This is a genomic window from Roseivivax sp. CAU 1761 (genome assembly GCF_054482755.1).
Genome location: NZ_JBTLRM010000001.1, coordinates 236,838 through 252,754, shown reverse-complemented (window position 1 = coordinate 252,754; position 15,917 = coordinate 236,838). Strand labels below are relative to the sequence as shown.

The window sequence follows — 15,917 nt, the reverse complement described above, 5'->3', positions numbered from 1 at the left end:
GCATAAAGCCCCGGCATGGCCAAGAACGCACCCAGTTTCGTCTGTCAATCCTGCGGCGCCGCGACCTCGAAATGGTCGGGGCGCTGCGACGCGTGCGGGGAATGGAACTCGATCCGCGAGGAGGCGCCGCTCTCCACCGGGCCGGGCAGCCGCAGCCTCGGCGCGGTGCGCGGCACGCCGGTGCCGCTGACCGATCTCTCAGCCCACGAGACGCCGCCGCCGCGCACGCCCTCGCACATGCCCGAACTCGACCGGGTGCTGGGCGGCGGGCTGGTCCCGGCGTCGGCGATCCTCGTCGGCGGCGATCCCGGCATCGGCAAGTCCACCCTCCTGCTGCAAGCCGCCGCCGCCTTCGCCGCCGCCGGGCTCAAGGTGGTCTATGTCAGCGGCGAGGAGGCGGCGGCGCAGATCCGCATGCGGGCGGCGCGGCTCGGCCTCGACCAGGCCCAGGTCAAGCTCGCCGCCGCCACCGCCCTGCGCGACATCCTGACCACGCTGGAGGCCGAGGCGCCGGATCTCGCCATCGTCGATTCGATCCAGACCATGTGGTCCGACACGGTGGAGAGCGCGCCGGGCAGCGTCAGCCAGGTGCGCGCCGCCGCCCATGAGCTGACCAGCTTCGCCAAGCGCCGCGGGCTCGCCGTGGTGATGGTCGGCCACGTCACCAAGGACGGCCAGCTGGCCGGCCCCCGGGTGGTCGAGCACATGGTCGACACGGTGCTCTATTTCGAAGGCGAGCGCGGCCACCAGTTCCGCCTTCTGCGCGCCGTCAAGAACCGCTTCGGCCCGGCCGACGAGATCGGCGTCTTCGAGATGACCGGCGCCGGGCTCGCCGAGGTTGCCAACCCCTCGGCGCTGTTCCTGTCGGAGCGCGGCACGCCGGCGGCGGGCTCGGTGGTCTTTGCCGGCATCGAGGGCACCCGCCCGGTGCTGTGCGAGATCCAGGCGCTGGTGGCGCCGACGCCGCAATCGCAGCCGCGCCGGTCCAGCGTCGGCTGGGATGGCGGGCGGCTGTCGATGATCCTCGCGGTGCTCGAAGCGCGGTGCGGCATCCCCTTCGCCGGGCTCGACGTCTATCTCAACGTCGCCGGCGGCCTGAGGATTTCCGAGCCGGCGGCGGATCTTGCGGTCGCCGCGGCGCTGCTCTCGGCGCGCGAGGACGCCGCCCTGCCGGCCGAAACGGTGATCTTCGGTGAAATCTCGCTCTCCGGGGCGCTGCGCCCGGTGGCGCAGACCGAAAACAGGTTGAAAGAGGCGCAGAAACTTGGTTTCACCGCGGCGATCATGCCCCGCGGCGGCAAGTCCGGGGATGCGTCGGGGCTGTCCCTCACCCAGATGGGCGATCTGACGGCCTTCGTTGGCGAAGTGTTCGGCGCGGGCTGACGCTCAGGCGCATAGAGGTTCGAGAGGCAGGTTCATGGAAGGTTTCACCGCAGTCGACGCCGTCGTGGCGGTCGTCATCGTGTTGTCGGCGCTGCTGGCCTATTCGCGCGGACTGGTCCGCGAGGCGATGGCCATCGCCGGCTGGATCGCCGCCGCCATCGTGGCCTTCCTGTTCGCGCCGCAGGCCCAGCCGCTGGTCAAGGAACTGCCGGTGGTGGGCGAATTCCTCTCCGACAGCTGCGAATTGTCGATCATCGCGGCCTTCGCCGCGGTCTTCGCGGTGGCGCTGATCGTGGTGTCGTTCTTCACCCCGGTCTTCTCGGGGCTGGTGCAGCGTTCGGCGCTGGGCGGGCTCGACCAGGGCCTGGGCTTCCTCTTCGGGGTGGCGCGCGGCGTGCTGCTCGTGGCGATCGGCTTCTTCGTCTACCAGACGGTGATCACCGCGCAGGACATCCCGATGATCGACGACAGCCGCTCGGCCGCGGTCTTCGCCCGCTTCACCGACCGCATCGAGGCGCAGAACCCCGACCAGGCGCTGGGCTGGGTCACCACCCAGTACGAGCAACTGGTCGGCGTCTGCGACCTGCCCGGGCCGAACGACGCCTGAGCGTCCCCCGGGCCGGGGCCGCGGGGCGGATTGACCCCGGCCGCGGCTCTACCTAAGCCCTGCGCCATGGTGGAATGGCGCATCTCCGACGGTCTGACCGACTACCCCGCGGCCCTGGCGGAGATGGAGGCGCGCGCCGCCGCCATCGCCGAGGGCCGGGCCGAGGAACTGATCTGGCTGCTCGAGCACCCGCCGCTTTACACCGCGGGGACCAGCGCGCGGCCTGCCGACCTCACCGATCCCGACCGCTTCCCGGTCTACGAGACGCGGCGCGGCGGGCAATACACCTATCACGGGCCCGGCCAGCGCGTCGCCTATGTCATGCTCGACGTCGCCCGGCGCGGCCGCGACGTGCGCCGCTTCGTCGCCGATCTCGAGGCCTGGGTGATCGCCGCGCTGGCCGAGTTCGGCCTCACCGGGCATATCCGCGAGGGCCGGGTCGGGGTCTGGATCGAACGGCCCGACAAGCCGCGCACCGCCACCGGCGCCCCGGCCGAGGACAAGATCGCCGCCATCGGCATCCGCCTGCGCCGCTGGGTGAGCTTCCACGGCCTGTCGATCAACGTCGAGCCCGACCTCACGCATTTCTCCGGCATCGTGCCCTGCGGGATCACCGAATACGGCGTCACCAGCCTCGTCGATCTCGGTCTGCCGGTGACCATGGACGATGTCGACGTGGCGCTGCGGCGGAGCTTCGACACGGTCTTCGCCGCCCCGGCCCCGGCCGCCGCCGGACGCGGCTGAAACGTCACGAAAGCTTCGTCTTGGGTCACAAAACTGCAGCAGGCCGGGCTTAGGCCTCGGGCTGCGAACACGCAGTTTTGGGGACAGCCATGACCAAAGACACCAGCCACCTCTCCTGGGACGAATGGGACGAGTTGCACTTCCCGCGCCATGAGACGCCGGACTTCGACCGCGTGGTCGAGCGGGCGATCTCGCGCCGCGGCTTCCTGTCGGGCGTGCTGGCGGTGGGCTCGGGCGCCGCGGTGATGGGCACCGGCCTCCTCGGCGCCACTTCCGCCCGCGCCAAGGCGGCCGCCGCCGCGCGCATCCCGTTCGAGCCGATCGGCATCTTCACCGACGCCACCGTGCATGTGCCCGAGGGCTACCGGTGGCAGCCGCTGGCGCGCTGGGGCGACGCGCTGTTCTCGGGCGCCGGCTTCGACCCCGAGACCGGCGTCGACCTTGCTTCCTCGGACAAGGTCTTCGGCGAGAACACCGATGGCATGGAGGCCTTCGAGGTCGCGGGCCGGCAGGTGATCGCGGTAAACCACGAATACGCCAACCCCAAGACCAACCTGCCGCACCGCGACGACGGCATGCCGCAGGACGCCGACGAGGTGCGCATCCTGCAGAACATGCAGGGCGTGACGGTGATGGAGATCGCCGAAGCCGCGGACGGCTGGCAGATCGTCGTCGACAGCCCGCTCAACCGCCGCATCCACCGCAACACCGAGATGCGCCTTGCAGGCCCCGCCGCGGGCCACGCGAAGCTCCGCACCGAGGCCGACCCCGAGGGCGTCAAGGTGCTGGGAACGCTGAACAATTGCGGCTCGGGCCGGACCCCCTGGGGCACCTACCTGACCTGCGAGGAGAACTTCAACGGCTATTTCGGCGCCGCCGATCCCGAGGCCCAAGCCACCCTGCCCGAGGATTTCGCGCGTTACGGCGTGGGCCTCGAGGGGCGCTACAATTACGAGAAGTTCGACCCGCGCTTCGACGTCACCCGGACCCCGAACGAGCCCTACCGCCACGGCTACGTGGTCGAGATCGACCCCGCCGACCCGGCCTCGGTGCCGGTCAAGCGCACCGCGCTCGGCCGCTTCAAGCACGAGAACGCCGCCTGCGCGCTGGCCCGGGACAACCGGGTGGTGGTCTATCTCGGCGATGACGAGCGCGGCGAGTTCCTCTACCGCTTCGTGTCCGACGCGGCCTATGTCGAGGGCGGCGACACCGCGACCCTGCTCGAGGAGGGCCAGCTCTACGTCGCCCGGTTCCACGACGACATGACCGGCGAGTGGATCGCCCTGACCCCCGAGGCGACCGGCCTGGCCGACGCCGCCGAGATCGCCATCCTGACCCGCCTCGCCGCCTCCGCGGTCGGCGCGACCAGCATGGACCGCCCGGAATGGGTGGCGGTGAACCCGACGAATGTTGCCGGCTACGTGGCGCTCACCAACAATTCCAAGCGCGGCGGCGAGGGCATGCCGGTGAACGCCGCGAACCCGCGCGCGGCCAACGAATACGGCCAGATCCTGCGCTGGTTCCCCGAGGGCGCGGACCACGCCGCCGACCGCTTCGACTGGGATCTCTACGTCATGGCCGGCAACCCCTTGGTGCACGACGGCGCCCATGCCGGATCCGACAACGTCACCGAGGGCAACCTCTTCAACTCGCCCGACGGCATGCAGTTCGACTCCACCGGCCTGCTCTGGATCCAGACCGACGGCGACGATTCGAACGACGGCGACTTCGCCGGCATGGGCAACAACCAGATGCTGGCCGGCGACCCCGAGACCGGCCGCATCGCGCGCTTCCTGACCGGGCCGAAGGGGTCGGAGGTGACCGGCCTGACCTGGTCGGCCGACCGCGCGACGATGTTCGTGGGCATCCAGCACCCGGACGCGCCGTTCCCCGACGGCCCCGGCGCGCTGCCCCGCTCGAGCGTGATCCAGATCCGCCGCTCCGACGGCGCGGCGGTGGGCTGACCGCGCCCGCACCCGCGCGCGCCCCGGGCGGCGGCGCCCCGAACGACGACGGCCCCGAGCGCTCCGGGGCCGTTTGCCGTGACCTGCCGCGCGCCGACGCGCGCGGCAGCCGATCCTAGGATCAGCTCGTCTTGCCGGTCAGCGCGTAGCGCAGGATGTCGGAGCGCTGGAGGCCGCGCGCCGCCAGATCCTCCTCGGACAGGGCGCGCAGTTCCGCCACCCGGCGCGAGATCTCGCGGGCGCGGCGGTCGAAGGGGGTTTCCCAGAGACGGCGCAACATCTCGCCGGACCGCGAGGGACGCAGCAGGATACGGTGCGAATCGAGAAATGCCATATTCTTGTCCTCCTTTTGTCCAGCCGCTCTCCCCCCAGAGGCGCCGGTCGGCGATTTCTTGCTCACGCTAGCACGGAGGGCCGAGTCGGGCCTAGCGGCGATTTGCGGGTGCCGCCGCGCCGCCCGGCAGGGTGTGGGATCGCCGCCGCACCCGCGGCGCGCCCCAGCGTCGGCGCCGCACCCGCGCCGCCGCCGCGCAAGCCCGCGCCGGGCTGCGACAAATAGTTCGGACTGCGGCAAAACCGATCATTGCCGCCCGCGGGGGCATTTCCTAAAACGGCGCCAGACCGGAAGGGTGCGGGCGGATTCTGCCCGGAGACGCCCCACAATCGAGGAGGCTTAGATGGCAGACGCCGCCATGCACGGCCATGACCACCACGACAATCGCGGATTCTTCACGCGGTGGTTCATGTCCACCAACCACAAGGACATCGGGATCCTCTACCTGATCACCTCCGCGGTGGCCGGGTTCATCTCGGTGGCCTTCACCGTCTACATGCGCCTGGAGCTGATGGATCCGGGCGTGCAGTACATGTGCCAGGAAGGCGCGCGCCTGATCGCCGCCGCAGCCGGCGAATGCACGCCGAACGGCCATCTGTGGAACGTGCTGATCACCGGGCACGGCATCCTGATGATGTTCTTCGTGGTCATCCCGGCGCTCTTCGGCGGCTTCGGCAACTACTTCATGCCGCTGCAGATCGGCGCGCCGGACATGGCCTTCCCGCGGATGAACAACCTGTCCTTCTGGCTCTATGCCGCCGGCACCACGCTGGCGGTCTGCTCGGTGCTGGCGCCGGGCGGCAACGGCCAGACCGGCTCCGGCGTGGGCTGGGTGCTCTACCCGCCGCTCTCGGTCCGCGAAGGCGGCTTCTCGATGGACCTGGCGATCTTCGCGGTGCACGTCTCCGGCGCCTCGTCGATCCTCGGCGCGATCAACATGATCACCACCTTCCTGAACATGCGCGCCCCGGGCATGAGCCTGTTCAAGGTGCCGCTGTTCTCCTGGTCGATCTTCGTGACCTCCTGGCTGATCCTGTTGTCGCTGCCGGTTCTGGCGGGCGCCATCACGATGCTGCTGACCGACCGCAACTTCGGCACGACCTTCTTCGACCCGGCCGGCGGCGGCGACCCGGTGCTGTACCAGCACATCCTGTGGTTCTTCGGCCATCCCGAGGTCTACATCGTGATCCTGCCGGGCTTCGGCATCATCAGCCACGTCATCGCCACCTTCTCGCGCAAGCCGATCTTCGGCTACCTGCCGATGGTCTGGGCGCTGATCGCCATCGGCGCGCTGGGCTTCGTCGTGTGGGCGCACCACATGTACACCGTCGGCATGTCGCTGACCCAGCAGAGCTACTTCATGCTGGCGACCATGGTCATCGCGGTGCCCACCGGGGTTAAGATCTTCTCGTGGATCGCGACCATGTGGGGCGGCTCGATCGAGTTCAAGACGCCGATGCTCTGGGCCTTCGGCTTCCTGTTCCTGTTCACCGTGGGCGGCGTCACCGGCATCATCCTGTCCCAGGCCGGCATCGACCGCGCCTATCACGACACCTACTACGTGGTGGCGCATTTCCACTACGTGATGAGCCTCGGCGCGGTCTTCGCCATCTTCGCGGGCATCTACTTCTACTTCCCGAAGATGACCGGCCGCATGTACCCCGAATGGGCCGGCCAGGTGCATTTCTGGGCGATGTTCATCGGCGCCAACATCACCTTCTTCCCGCAGCACTTCCTCGGCCGTCAGGGCATGCCGCGGCGCTACATCGACTATCCGGAGGGCTTCGCGCTCTGGAACGCGGTGTCGAGCTGGGGCGCCTTCCTGTCCTTTGCCTCGTTCCTGTTCTTCTTCGGGGTGGTGATCTACTCCCTGCTGAAGGGCGAGCGTCAGACCGCGGCGAACCCGTGGAACGAATACGCCGACACCCTGGAATGGACCCTGCCCTCGCCGCCGCCGGAGCACACCTTCGAGCAGCTGCCGAAGCGCGAGGACTGGGACAAGGGTCACGCGCACTGAGCGGCGCCCCCGACCCGACCTTTCCGAAAGGCCCCGCGCAACCCGCGGGGCCTTTTTCCGTCCCGGCGGCCGTTCCGCGGCGCGCCGGGCGGCGAAGCGGTTGCACGCCGGCGCGAGGCGCGTATTGCTGCGGCGAGCCACAGCGCGGGACGGCACGACATGTATGAACTGGGCAAGGGCCGCGACTTCACCCTCCTGACCGCCGCCGAAGCCGCGGCGGCGCTGGCCGGGCTTGGCCGCCGCGACCGGCGCAAGACCGCGCAGGCGCTGATCTACCACAAGCGCCACCGCCCCGCCGACCTGCGCGAGCAGGCGGCGCTGCTCGAGACGCTGAGCGCCGAGCCCGCGCTGCTGCCCAACGACCGCGACTACGCCATGATCGCCGCCGCCCACAAGGCCAGCGAACTGGTCGACCGCGACCTCACCGCCCGGCTGATCCCGGCCCTGACGACGATCCTCGAGCGCGCCATGGGCCTGCCGGCGCGCAACGCGCTGCGGCTCGACGGCGTGCACATGCGGTTCTCGGTGCTGAACGTGCTGTTGAATGGCGGCATCCTGACCGGCCACCCGGAGCGCGGCGCCTGGGCGCGGCGCACCCGCGACGCGCTCGACGGGATCGATCCGCGTCGGGTCTCGCCCTACCTGTTCAACTCGACCTCCAACATCGTCAAGACCGTGGGCCTGTCCCTGATTGTCGAGCCCGAGGAGCTCGGCCGGGCCGCCGACCAGGTCAAGGCGCTGCTCTTCTACGCCATCCGCCTGCGCTACGCCGGCAACCCGGTCTTCGCGCTGACCCGGCGCTTCGGCCCGAAGCGGCTGGGCGACCTGCGCTTCCAGTCGGCCTTCGGCAAGATGGAGGACAGCTTCGTCCGGCTCGACGCGATCCAGCGCGCCGCCGAGGCCAATGCCGATGCCGGCGACCGGGTGGCGGCGCTGGCGCGGCTGGCCGAGGCCTGCGTGGCGCAGATCCGGCCCGAGCAGAAGGCCGCGATGCTGGCCGCGGTCGAGAGCCATTGCGCGCCGCAATGGTAGGGGCGAGACAACCTGTCCCTGTCGCCCGCCGGACGGTGCGATATTCTAGGCCCATGCCCTATGCCTGGTCCCCTCCCGCAACCCCGGACGGCCCGCAGGAACTGCGCGCCTGGCCGCACAATTCGCTGCCGCCCGAGGGCTTTGCCGCGGCGATCCTGGCGGTGTTCGGGCTGGCCACGATTCCGCTCTCGACGCTGCTCGGCACGGCGCTGCTCTGGGGGCTGCTGCCCTTCATGCTGCTCGCGGTGGGCGGGCTCTGGTGGGGCCTCAGGCGCAACTTCCGCGACCGGGCCATCCTCGAGATTCTGACGCTCGATCCGACCTGCATCCGGCTGGTCCGGCGCAATCCGGACGGCGCGGCGCAGGATTGGGAATGCAATCCCTACTGGGCCAAGGTGGCGCTCCACCCCGACGGCGGGCCGGTGCCCTTCTACGTCACCCTCACCGGCTGCGGCCGCGAGGTCGAGATCGGCGCCTTCCTGTCCGAGGACGAGCGCAAGGCGCTCTATGCCGACCTCGCCGACCGGCTGCGGCGGATCGTGGCGCGCTGATGGCCCAGGCGCCCGCCACTCCGAAGCCGCGCCGGGCATTGCGCCGGCTTTTGGCCGCGCTCGGCGGGCCCGCGGCGGCGCGCCGGGCCGGGCCGCTGGCCCCGTCCGAGGAGGCTGCCCTGCGCCTGCGCGCCGCCCGGGCCGGACACCCCGCCCCGACGCCGCGCGAGGTCACCTTTTTGGTGCCGCTGGTCAGCCCCCGCGATGTCGGCGACTGGCAGGCGGTGACCGGCCGGCTGGCCGCCACGCTGGAAAGCTTCCGGGCCCAGGACGATTCCCGCTGGCGCGCCGTGATCTGCTGCCAGGAGGCGCCGCCGCTGCCCGCCGACGACCGCATCCGCCACCTGCCCTTCGACGACCCGACGCCGGGCAACGACAAGTGGCGCAAGCTCGCGGCGCTCTGCGCCGATCACGGCGCGCGGGCCGAGACCCCGGGCTACGTCATGAGCTTCGACGCCGACGACCTGTTGCGCCAGGGCACGGTGGCCGAGATGCTGGGCCGGGCCGCGCCCGGCGGCTACCTGGCCGAGACCGGCTTCGTGCGCGATGCCGGCACCGGCGCCATCGCGCTGGCCGGGCCGCCGCGCCCCGGCATGCCGCTGCGCAAGCCGTTCTGGAAGCTCTGCGGCTCCTGCGCCGCGCTGGCGCACGATCCCGGCCTGCCGGAAAGCGCGGCCTTCCTCGCCGCGATGACGCAGCACGAGCACCGGATGTTTCCCTATCTGGCGGCGCTGGCCGGCCAGAGGCTGACGCCGCTGGAACGGCCCTCGGTGCTCTACGAGCTCAATCACGGGGAGAATTTCGGCGCCCGGCGCGGCCGCGTCGGCTTCAAGGCGCGCTTCGTCGAGCGGTTCCGCATCGACGCGCCCGAGACCCTCGCGGCGATCGCCCGGGACTTTCCCTGAGACCCCTCCCGGGGCGCGACGCGCCCCGGACGGCCCGACGGCGCGCTCAGGCCGAGAGCCGTGCCTTCACCATGGGGCCTGCGGCGCCGAAATCCATCTGCCCGGCATAGCGCGCCTTCAGCACGCCCATCACCCGGCCCATGTCGCGGATCGAGTTAGCGCCGAGCTCGGCTACCGCGGCATCGACCGCCTGCTCGACCTCTTCGTCGGTCAGCCGGCGCGGCAGGAATTCCTCGATCACCGCGATCTCGGCCAGCTCCTGCTCGGCCAGGTCGAGCCGGCCGCCCTCCTCGTAGGTGCGGGCGCTCTCGCGGCGCTGCTTGACCATCTTCTCGAGGATCGCCAGCACCTCGCTGTCGGGCACGCCGGTATCGGTGCCGTCGCCGCGGGCGGCGATGTCGCGATCCTTGATCGCGGCATTGATCAGCCGCAGGGTCGACAGCCGGTCCGCCTGCCGCTCCTTCATCGCCTGTTTCGTGGCCGCCGCGATGCGCGCTCGAAGCTCCATCCCCGTCCTTTCGTCCCGCTGTTGCGTGCAAATGCCGACCCTACGCCAGCCGCCGGCGGCGCGCAACTCTGCCGCTACGTCGCCAAGTGTATGGAAACGCAAGATTTTCGCATTTCCATCGCCCCTTGACCCTGCGGGACCACTTCCTTACCTATGCCGCGATTTGCCCGCCGCATCGAGGAGTCGCCCCATGTCAGCCATCCGGCCGGACCACCCAACCGCATGCCTCGCCCTCGCGGACGGCACCGTGTTCTACGGCCAGGGCTTCGGCGCCGTGGGCGAGACCCAGGCCGAGCTCTGCTTCAACACCGCGATGACCGGCTACCAGGAGATCATGACCGATCCCTCCTATGCCGGGCAGGTGGTGACCTTCACCTTCCCGCATGTCGGCAATGTCGGGGTGAACCCCGAGGACGACGAAAGCAACGATCCCGTGGCTGCCGGCATGGTGGTGAAGTGGATGCCCACCGATCCCTCGAACTGGCGCGCCGCGCAGCGCCTCGGCGAGTGGCTGGCGAGCCGCGGCCGAATCGCCATCGGCGGCGTCGACACCCGCCGGCTGACCCGGGCGATCCGCCAGCAGGGCGCGCCGCATGTCGCGCTGGCGCACGATCCCGAGGGCCGCTTCGACATCGACCGCCTGGTGGCGCAGGCGCGCGCCTTCCCGGGCCTGACCGGGCTCGATCTGGCAAAATCGGTGACCTGCGCGCAATCCTACCGCTGGAACGAGATGCGCTGGGCCTGGCCCGAGGGCTACGCGCCGCTGAAGGAGCCGCGCCACCGCGTCGTGGCCATCGATTACGGCGCCAAGCGCAACATCCTGCGCAGCCTCGCCTCGGCCGGCTGCGAGGTGACGGTGCTGCCCGCCTCGGCCACCGCCGAGGACGTCCTGGCGCAGTCGCCCGACGGGGTCTTTTTGTCGAACGGCCCCGGCGACCCGGCGGCGACCGGCGAATACGCCGTGCCGATGATCCGCGGCGTGCTGGAGAAGGACCTGCCGGTCTTCGGCATCTGCCTCGGCCACCAGATGCTGGCCCTGGCGCTCGGCGCCAAGACGGTGAAGATGAACCACGGCCATCACGGCGCCAACCATCCGGTCAAGGAGATCGAGACCGGAAAGGTCGAGATCACCTCGATGAACCACGGGTTCGCGGTCGACAGCCAGACCCTGCCGACCGGCATTCTCGAGACCCATGTCTCGCTCTTCGACGGCTCGAATTGCGGGCTCCGGATGGCCGACAAGCCCGTCTTCTCGGTGCAGCACCACCCCGAGGCCAGCCCCGGCCCGCAGGACAGCTTCTACCTTTTCGAACGCTTCGCCCGTTCGATGGAGCGCGCCTGATCCGGCCGGCGTGTCCCGCCCGGGGCACGCCGCCGCCGCGCCGGTCCGGCGCGCCCCGGACTGCAACCGACAGGTCTTTGCGCGCTTCGGCTGGCTTGCCGAAACGCGCGCAAATTTAGCGAATCTTAAATCATTTTCGCCACGTTCCCCTGAGCCACGGGGGAACGCGGCATGCAGACGCTTCGGCCGGAATTCGCATCGCGCCGCCGCGCAGGCGCCACGGTGCCGGCGTTCGGCCGGCCGCTGGGCTGCGTATTGGTGGACCAAGGCGCGCTGACGCGGATCGACCTGGTGGCGGCGCTGTCCCGTGCCCGGCGCCAGCGCGTGCCGCTCGACCGTCTGCTGCTGGCCGAGGATCTGGTGACTCCGGCGGCGCTGCTGCGCGCGGAGGCTGCGCGGCAGGGTCTCGCCGCCTTCGACCGCCGCCGCGACCCGCCCGATCCGGGGCTCTCCGGTCTCGTCGATCCGGTCCTCTGCCTGCGCCTCGGCGCCGCGCCCTGGCAGTGGCGGGGCGCCACCCTGATCGTCGCCGCGACCAGTTCCGCCGCCTTCGAGGCGCTGCGGCCCGCCCTGGCGCCGCATTACGACCGCCTTGCCTGCGCGCTGATGCGCGAGGCCGATCTCCAGGCCGAGATCGAGGCGCGGTGCCGGGCCGACCTGGCGCTGCGCGCGGAGACCGCCCTGCCCGCCGATCTCAGCTGCCGCGACCGCAACGCGGCACCGCCGCGGCGGCGGCTGGCGGCGGCGCTCTGGATGCTCGGCTGCGGCGCCCTGCTGGTCTTCGCGCCGGCCTTCTTCTTCGCCGCCGTGGTGCTCATCGCGGTGGCGCTGCTCTGCGCCGCGGAGGCGCTTAAGCTGCTGGCGATCTGCGCCGCCTGGCGGCCGCGCCGCGCCACGCCGCCCGCACCGGCCGCGCGCCGCGCGCCGGCGCCCGAGACGCCCTGCATCAGCCTGCTGGTGCCGCTCTTCCGCGAGACCGCGATCCTGCCGGACCTGCTGCGCCGGCTCGGCCGGCTGCGCTACCCCAGGGCGGCGACCGACGTGCTGCTGATCCTCGAGGCGGACGACCGCGCCACCCGCGACGCGCTGGCGGCGCTGCCGCTGCCGGGCTGGATCCGCATTGTCACGGTGCCGGCGGGGCGGCTCAAGACCAAGCCGCGGGCGCTGAACTACGCCCTGCCCTTCGCCCGCGGCAGCCTGATCGGCATCCTCGACGCCGAGGACGCGCCGTCCGCCGACCAGCTCGACCGCATCGCCCGCGCCTTTGCCCGCGCCCCCGCCGACCTCGTCTGCCTGCAGGGCATCCTCGATTTCTACAATCCGCGCGCCAACTGGCTGTCGCGCTGCTTCACCATCGAATACGCGACCTGGTTCCGCCTCGTCCTGCCGGGGCTCTGCCGGCTCGGCCTGGTGATCCCGCTCGGCGGCACCACGGTCTATTTTCGCCGCGCGGCGCTCGAGCGGGTGGGCGGCTGGGACGCCCACAACGTCACCGAGGATGCCGATCTGGGGCTGCGGCTGGCGCGCTTCGGCTACCGCACCGAGGTGTTCCCCACCGTCACCCTGGAGGAGGCCAACAACCGCGTCTGGCCGTGGATCCGGCAGCGCTCGCGCTGGCACAAGGGCTACATGATGACCTGGCGGGTGCACAATCGCGCGCCGCGCCGGCTCTGGCGCCAGCTCGGCGCGCGCCGCTGGCTGGGCGTGCAGGTGCTGTTCCTGACCGCCTGGGCGCAGTTCCTGCTGGCGCCGCTGATCTGGGCCTTCTGGCTGATCCCGATGGGCCGCGCGCCGCCGCTGCCGCCTTGGATCGACGCGGCCGGGCTGGCGGCGCTGTTTCTCGGCGCCCACGCGATCACCCTGGCGGCGGGCCTCGCCGCGGTGGCGCGCAGCCCGCATCGCCGGCTGATGCGCTGGGTGCCGCTGCTGCTGCTCTATTTCCCGCTCGGCGTGGCCGCCGCCTACAAGGCGCTCTGGGAAGCCGTCACGGCCCCCTTCTTCTGGGACAAGACCGCCCACGGCGCCTCGCGGCCCGACCGCTCCGGCGACGGCGCCACCGGCTGAGCCGGCCGCCTTCGGGCCGGCTCAGGCCTCGCCGCGGGTCCGGCTCTCTTCCTTCAGGCGGGTCACGAAGGCCTGCGAGATGTGGTCGCACAACGCCACATAGGCGGCATCCTCGTCGCGCCGGGCGATCGCCTCGACGATCGCCCGGTGCTCGTTCAGGGCCACCGTGCCGCGGCCCTGCGCCGCCAGCGAGGTGGTCGCCATCAGCGCCATCGAGCGGTGCACGAGGTCGAGCTGCTGGACCAGGAACCGGTTGTGCGAGGCCAGGTGGATCTGCGAGTGGAAGCGCCGGTTCGCCCGCGCCAGCGCCGCCGGATCGTTGAGCAGCGCCTGGTCGGCCTCGACCATCTCCGACAGCACCAGGATCTCCTCCTCGGTGGCGTGCCGCGCCGCCAGCCGGGCCGCCAGCCCCTCGAGCTCGGTGCGCACCGCGTAGAGCTCCGCCATCTGGTTGTGATCGAGCGAGGCCACGATCAGCGAACGCCCGTCGCGGGTCAGCAGCGACTGCGTCTCGAGCCGTTGCAGGGCTTCTCGGATCGGCGTCCGGCTGACCCCGAAGCGTTCGGCCAGATCGCTCTCCACCAGCCGGTCGCCGGGCCGGTAGGCGCCGGTATCGATCGCCTCGAGGATCAGCGTGTAGGCGTCTTTCTGGGAGGGGCGGATCTGGGACATGCGTCTTCCTGAATGAGGTCGGCGCACGATAGCGGCAGCCCGGCGCCGCGATCAAGCGCGCCAAGGGGCGGTATCGTCGCACCGCCGGCCGCGATTGCCGCTGGTCAGCACGCGCCGCGCCGCCTACCTGTGCGGCCAAGCGTAGGAGCCCGGCCATGACCCTGACCCGCACCGACATCCTGATCTCCGGCGGCGGCATCGCCGGCCTCGCCGCGGCGGCGGCGCTGGGCCATGCGGGCCTCCGGGTGCTCTGCGTCGATCCCGCGCCGCCGCCGCCCGAGGACGATGCCGGTCCGGGCGCGGATCTGCGCAGCACCGCCTTCCTGCAGCCGGCGCGGGACTTCCTCGACCGCATCGGCCTGTGGGCGCGCCTCGCACCGCACGCCACCCCGCTGCAGGTCATGCGGGTGGTCGATGCCGGGGCGCGCGGCGCGCCGGTGGTGAAATCCTTCGACGCCGCCGACATCTCGGACCGGCCCTTCGGGTGGAACCTGCCCAACCGGGTGATCCGCCGCGAACTGATCGCCGCGCTGGCCGACCTGCCCGGCGTGACCCACCGCCAGGGCGTCGCCACGACCGGGCTCCTGGCGCGCAGCGCCGAGGCGCGCGTCGGGCTCGACGACGGGACCCGCGTGGCGGCGCGGCTGGTGGTGGCGGCCGACGGCCGGCACTCGCCGATGCGCCGCGCCGCCGGGATCGGCGTGCGCACCACCCGGTTCGGCCAGAAGGCGCTGGCCTTCGCGGTCACCCATGCCGAGCCGCACCACAACGTCTCCACCGAAATCCACCGCTCCGGCGGGCCATTCACGCTGGTGCCGCTGCCCGACCGCGCCGGCAAGCCCTGCTCGGCCATCGTCTGGATGGAGGACGGGCCGCGCGCCGAGGCGCTGATGGCGCTCGACGGGCCCGAGTTCGAACGCGCGATGACGGAGCGGTCCTGCGGCCTTTACGGCCCGCTCGAACTGGCCTCGCCGCGGTCGATCTGGCCGATCGTCGCGCAGGAGGCCGAGCGGCTGACCGGCGAGCGGCTGGCACTGGTGGCGGAGGCGGCGCATGTGCTGCCGCCGATCGGCGCCCAGGGTCTGAACCAGAGCCTGCACGACATCGCCGCGCTGTCCGAGGCCGTGACCGCCGCGCCCGCCGATCCCGGCGCGTCGCCGGTCCTCGACGCCTATGCGCGGGCGCGGCGCGGCGACATCCGCCTGCGGCTGGCCGGGATCGGCGCGCTGAACCGCATCAGCCGCGCCGACAGCGCCTGGCTGCACGACCTGCGCGCCGCCGGGCTGAGCCTGCTGCACGACGTGACCCCCGTGCGCCAGGCGCTGATGCGGCTGGGCCTCGGCGCCGGCAGCTGACCGGCGCGGGCGCGGCCTTCCCGCCGCGCGCTTAGTGATAGGAGAATTCGCCCACCAGGCTGCGCCATTCCCCCGGCGCGATCATCTTGCGATGGGTGAACCGGACCGAATGCAGCGGCCCCTCGATCTGCTCCTGCCAGAACGAGATGAAGCCCAGTAGCTTCGGGTGATCGGGGGCGATGTCGTAATCCTGCCAGATGAAGCTGTTCAGCACGCTCTGGTAGTCCGGCATCCGGTAGAAGAATTCCGCCGTCGTCAGGCCGTAGCCCTTGAGCATCAACTCGGTTTCGCTCATCTCCATCGCGACTCCTGTCGTTGTCCTAGACTGCCGGAATCATGATGCGCCGAAAAACTTACTTTTCAAAGAAAACAGTATGTTATCAAACTGGTCCGGTGGCTGCCAGAAAAGCCCGGCGCCAGCCATTGCCGCCAAGATCGT

General features: G+C 71.2%; 15 protein-coding genes. 11 read left to right on the top strand and 4 right to left on the bottom strand.

Translation table 11 applies throughout. The features are described 5' to 3' along the window. The first annotated feature begins 15 nt into the window (after nt 1-15). The 4 genes from radA (at nt 16) to ACXYMW_RS01185 (ending at nt 4,698) form a co-directional block, all read left to right on the top strand. The gene (gene radA, locus ACXYMW_RS01200; protein WP_459033452.1) at nt 16-1,383 is read left to right on the top strand and encodes a DNA repair protein RadA; all 1,368 of its coding nucleotides are present in this window, start codon (nt 16-18) and stop codon (nt 1,381-1,383) included. Nucleotides 1,384-1,417: 34 nt separating this feature from the next. Further along, nucleotides 1,418-1,990: a CvpA family protein gene (locus tag ACXYMW_RS01195; protein WP_459033451.1), complete on the top strand. Its 573-nt coding sequence runs from the start codon at nt 1,418-1,420 to the stop codon at nt 1,988-1,990. A gap of 66 nt (nt 1,991-2,056) precedes the next feature. Then, nucleotides 2,057-2,734, top strand: coding sequence for a lipoyl(octanoyl) transferase LipB (gene lipB / locus ACXYMW_RS01190; protein WP_459033450.1), 678 nt, complete (start codon nt 2,057-2,059; stop codon nt 2,732-2,734). Between the two features lie 89 nt (nt 2,735-2,823). Next, the gene (locus ACXYMW_RS01185) at nt 2,824-4,698 is read left to right on the top strand and encodes a PhoX family protein (protein ID WP_459033449.1); all 1,875 of its coding nucleotides are present in this window, start codon (nt 2,824-2,826) and stop codon (nt 4,696-4,698) included. Nucleotides 4,699-4,819: 121 nt separating this feature from the next. On the opposite strand, the gene ACXYMW_RS01180 is transcribed toward ACXYMW_RS01185, so the two are convergent. Further along, entirely contained in the window at nt 4,820-5,032 is a 213-nt protein-coding gene (locus ACXYMW_RS01180; RefSeq protein WP_459033448.1) for a hypothetical protein, read from the bottom strand. A gap of 343 nt (nt 5,033-5,375) precedes the next feature. Between ACXYMW_RS01180 and ctaD the strand changes: the two genes are divergently transcribed. The 4 genes from ctaD (at nt 5,376) to ACXYMW_RS01160 (ending at nt 9,537) form a co-directional block, all read left to right on the top strand. Beyond that, complete coding sequence (ctaD, locus tag ACXYMW_RS01175) at nt 5,376-7,049, top strand: cytochrome c oxidase subunit I (RefSeq protein ID WP_459033447.1); 1,674 nt, start codon at nt 5,376-5,378, stop codon at nt 7,047-7,049. A gap of 159 nt (nt 7,050-7,208) precedes the next feature. Next, nucleotides 7,209-8,081: a hypothetical protein gene (locus tag ACXYMW_RS01170; protein ID WP_459033446.1), complete on the top strand. Its 873-nt coding sequence runs from the start codon at nt 7,209-7,211 to the stop codon at nt 8,079-8,081. Nucleotides 8,082-8,134: 53 nt separating this feature from the next. Then, nucleotides 8,135-8,632 (top strand): DUF2244 domain-containing protein, encoded by a 498-nt coding sequence (locus ACXYMW_RS01165; RefSeq protein WP_459033445.1) that lies wholly within the window; start codon nt 8,135-8,137, stop codon nt 8,630-8,632. Beyond that, nucleotides 8,632-9,537 carry a hypothetical protein gene (locus ACXYMW_RS01160; RefSeq protein WP_459033444.1) on the top strand — a complete coding sequence of 302 codons (906 nt, stop codon included), beginning with the start codon at nt 8,632-8,634 and terminating at the stop codon, nt 9,535-9,537. Before ACXYMW_RS01165 ends, ACXYMW_RS01160 begins: the two co-directional genes overlap by 1 nt. A 46-nt stretch (nt 9,538-9,583) precedes the next feature. Here the strand turns inward: ACXYMW_RS01160 and ACXYMW_RS01155 are convergent, their stop codons facing one another. After that, nucleotides 9,584-10,045, bottom strand: coding sequence for a GatB/YqeY domain-containing protein (locus ACXYMW_RS01155; protein WP_459033443.1), 462 nt, complete (start codon nt 10,043-10,045; stop codon nt 9,584-9,586). 190 nt (nt 10,046-10,235) lie between these two features. Between ACXYMW_RS01155 and carA the strand changes: the two genes are divergently transcribed. Together carA and ACXYMW_RS01145 are read left to right on the top strand one after the other, a co-directional pair. Then, nucleotides 10,236-11,387, top strand: coding sequence for a glutamine-hydrolyzing carbamoyl-phosphate synthase small subunit (gene carA / locus ACXYMW_RS01150; RefSeq protein ID WP_459033442.1), 1,152 nt, complete (start codon nt 10,236-10,238; stop codon nt 11,385-11,387). Nucleotides 11,388-11,558: 171 nt separating this feature from the next. After that, nucleotides 11,559-13,451 (top strand): glycosyltransferase family 2 protein, encoded by a 1,893-nt coding sequence (locus tag ACXYMW_RS01145; RefSeq protein WP_459033441.1) that lies wholly within the window; start codon nt 11,559-11,561, stop codon nt 13,449-13,451. A gap of 21 nt (nt 13,452-13,472) precedes the next feature. Here the strand turns inward: ACXYMW_RS01145 and ACXYMW_RS01140 are convergent, their stop codons facing one another. Beyond that, nucleotides 13,473-14,123 (bottom strand): GntR family transcriptional regulator, encoded by a 651-nt coding sequence (locus ACXYMW_RS01140; protein ID WP_459033440.1) that lies wholly within the window; start codon nt 14,121-14,123, stop codon nt 13,473-13,475. Nucleotides 14,124-14,278: 155 nt separating this feature from the next. Here ACXYMW_RS01140 and ACXYMW_RS01135 point away from each other — a divergent pair, with 155 nt between their 5' ends. Then, nucleotides 14,279-15,478 (top strand): UbiH/UbiF family hydroxylase, encoded by a 1,200-nt coding sequence (locus ACXYMW_RS01135; RefSeq protein WP_459033439.1) that lies wholly within the window; start codon nt 14,279-14,281, stop codon nt 15,476-15,478. Between the two features lie 31 nt (nt 15,479-15,509). Here the strand turns inward: ACXYMW_RS01135 and ACXYMW_RS01130 are convergent, their stop codons facing one another. After that, a complete protein-coding gene (locus ACXYMW_RS01130; RefSeq protein WP_459033438.1) occupies nt 15,510-15,779 on the bottom strand; it encodes an usg protein in 270 nt (89 codons plus the stop codon). Between the last annotated feature and the right edge of the window lie 138 nt (nt 15,780-15,917).

Bases quoted from the DNA above. Each gene is read 5' to 3' on its own strand.
- radA (WP_459033452.1), top strand. From the start codon at position 16: ATGGCCAAGAACGCACCCAGTTTCGTCTGTCAATCCTGCGGCGCCGCG.
- ACXYMW_RS01195 (WP_459033451.1), top strand. From the start codon at position 1,418: ATGGAAGGTTTCACCGCAGTCGACGCCGTCGTGGCGGTCGTCATCGTG.
- lipB (WP_459033450.1), top strand. From the start codon at position 2,057: ATGGTGGAATGGCGCATCTCCGACGGTCTGACCGACTACCCCGCGGCC.
- ACXYMW_RS01185 (WP_459033449.1), top strand. From the start codon at position 2,824: ATGACCAAAGACACCAGCCACCTCTCCTGGGACGAATGGGACGAGTTG.
- ACXYMW_RS01180 (WP_459033448.1), bottom strand. From the start codon at position 5,032: ATGGCATTTCTCGATTCGCACCGTATCCTGCTGCGTCCCTCGCGGTCC.
- ctaD (WP_459033447.1), top strand. From the start codon at position 5,376: ATGGCAGACGCCGCCATGCACGGCCATGACCACCACGACAATCGCGGA.
- ACXYMW_RS01170 (WP_459033446.1), top strand. From the start codon at position 7,209: ATGTATGAACTGGGCAAGGGCCGCGACTTCACCCTCCTGACCGCCGCC.
- ACXYMW_RS01165 (WP_459033445.1), top strand. From the start codon at position 8,135: ATGCCCTATGCCTGGTCCCCTCCCGCAACCCCGGACGGCCCGCAGGAA.
- ACXYMW_RS01160 (WP_459033444.1), top strand. From the start codon at position 8,632: ATGGCCCAGGCGCCCGCCACTCCGAAGCCGCGCCGGGCATTGCGCCGG.
- ACXYMW_RS01155 (WP_459033443.1), bottom strand. From the start codon at position 10,045: ATGGAGCTTCGAGCGCGCATCGCGGCGGCCACGAAACAGGCGATGAAG.
- carA (WP_459033442.1), top strand. From the start codon at position 10,236: ATGTCAGCCATCCGGCCGGACCACCCAACCGCATGCCTCGCCCTCGCG.
- ACXYMW_RS01145 (WP_459033441.1), top strand. From the start codon at position 11,559: ATGCAGACGCTTCGGCCGGAATTCGCATCGCGCCGCCGCGCAGGCGCC.
- ACXYMW_RS01140 (WP_459033440.1), bottom strand. From the start codon at position 14,123: ATGTCCCAGATCCGCCCCTCCCAGAAAGACGCCTACACGCTGATCCTC.
- ACXYMW_RS01135 (WP_459033439.1), top strand. From the start codon at position 14,279: ATGACCCTGACCCGCACCGACATCCTGATCTCCGGCGGCGGCATCGCC.
- ACXYMW_RS01130 (WP_459033438.1), bottom strand. From the start codon at position 15,779: ATGGAGATGAGCGAAACCGAGTTGATGCTCAAGGGCTACGGCCTGACG.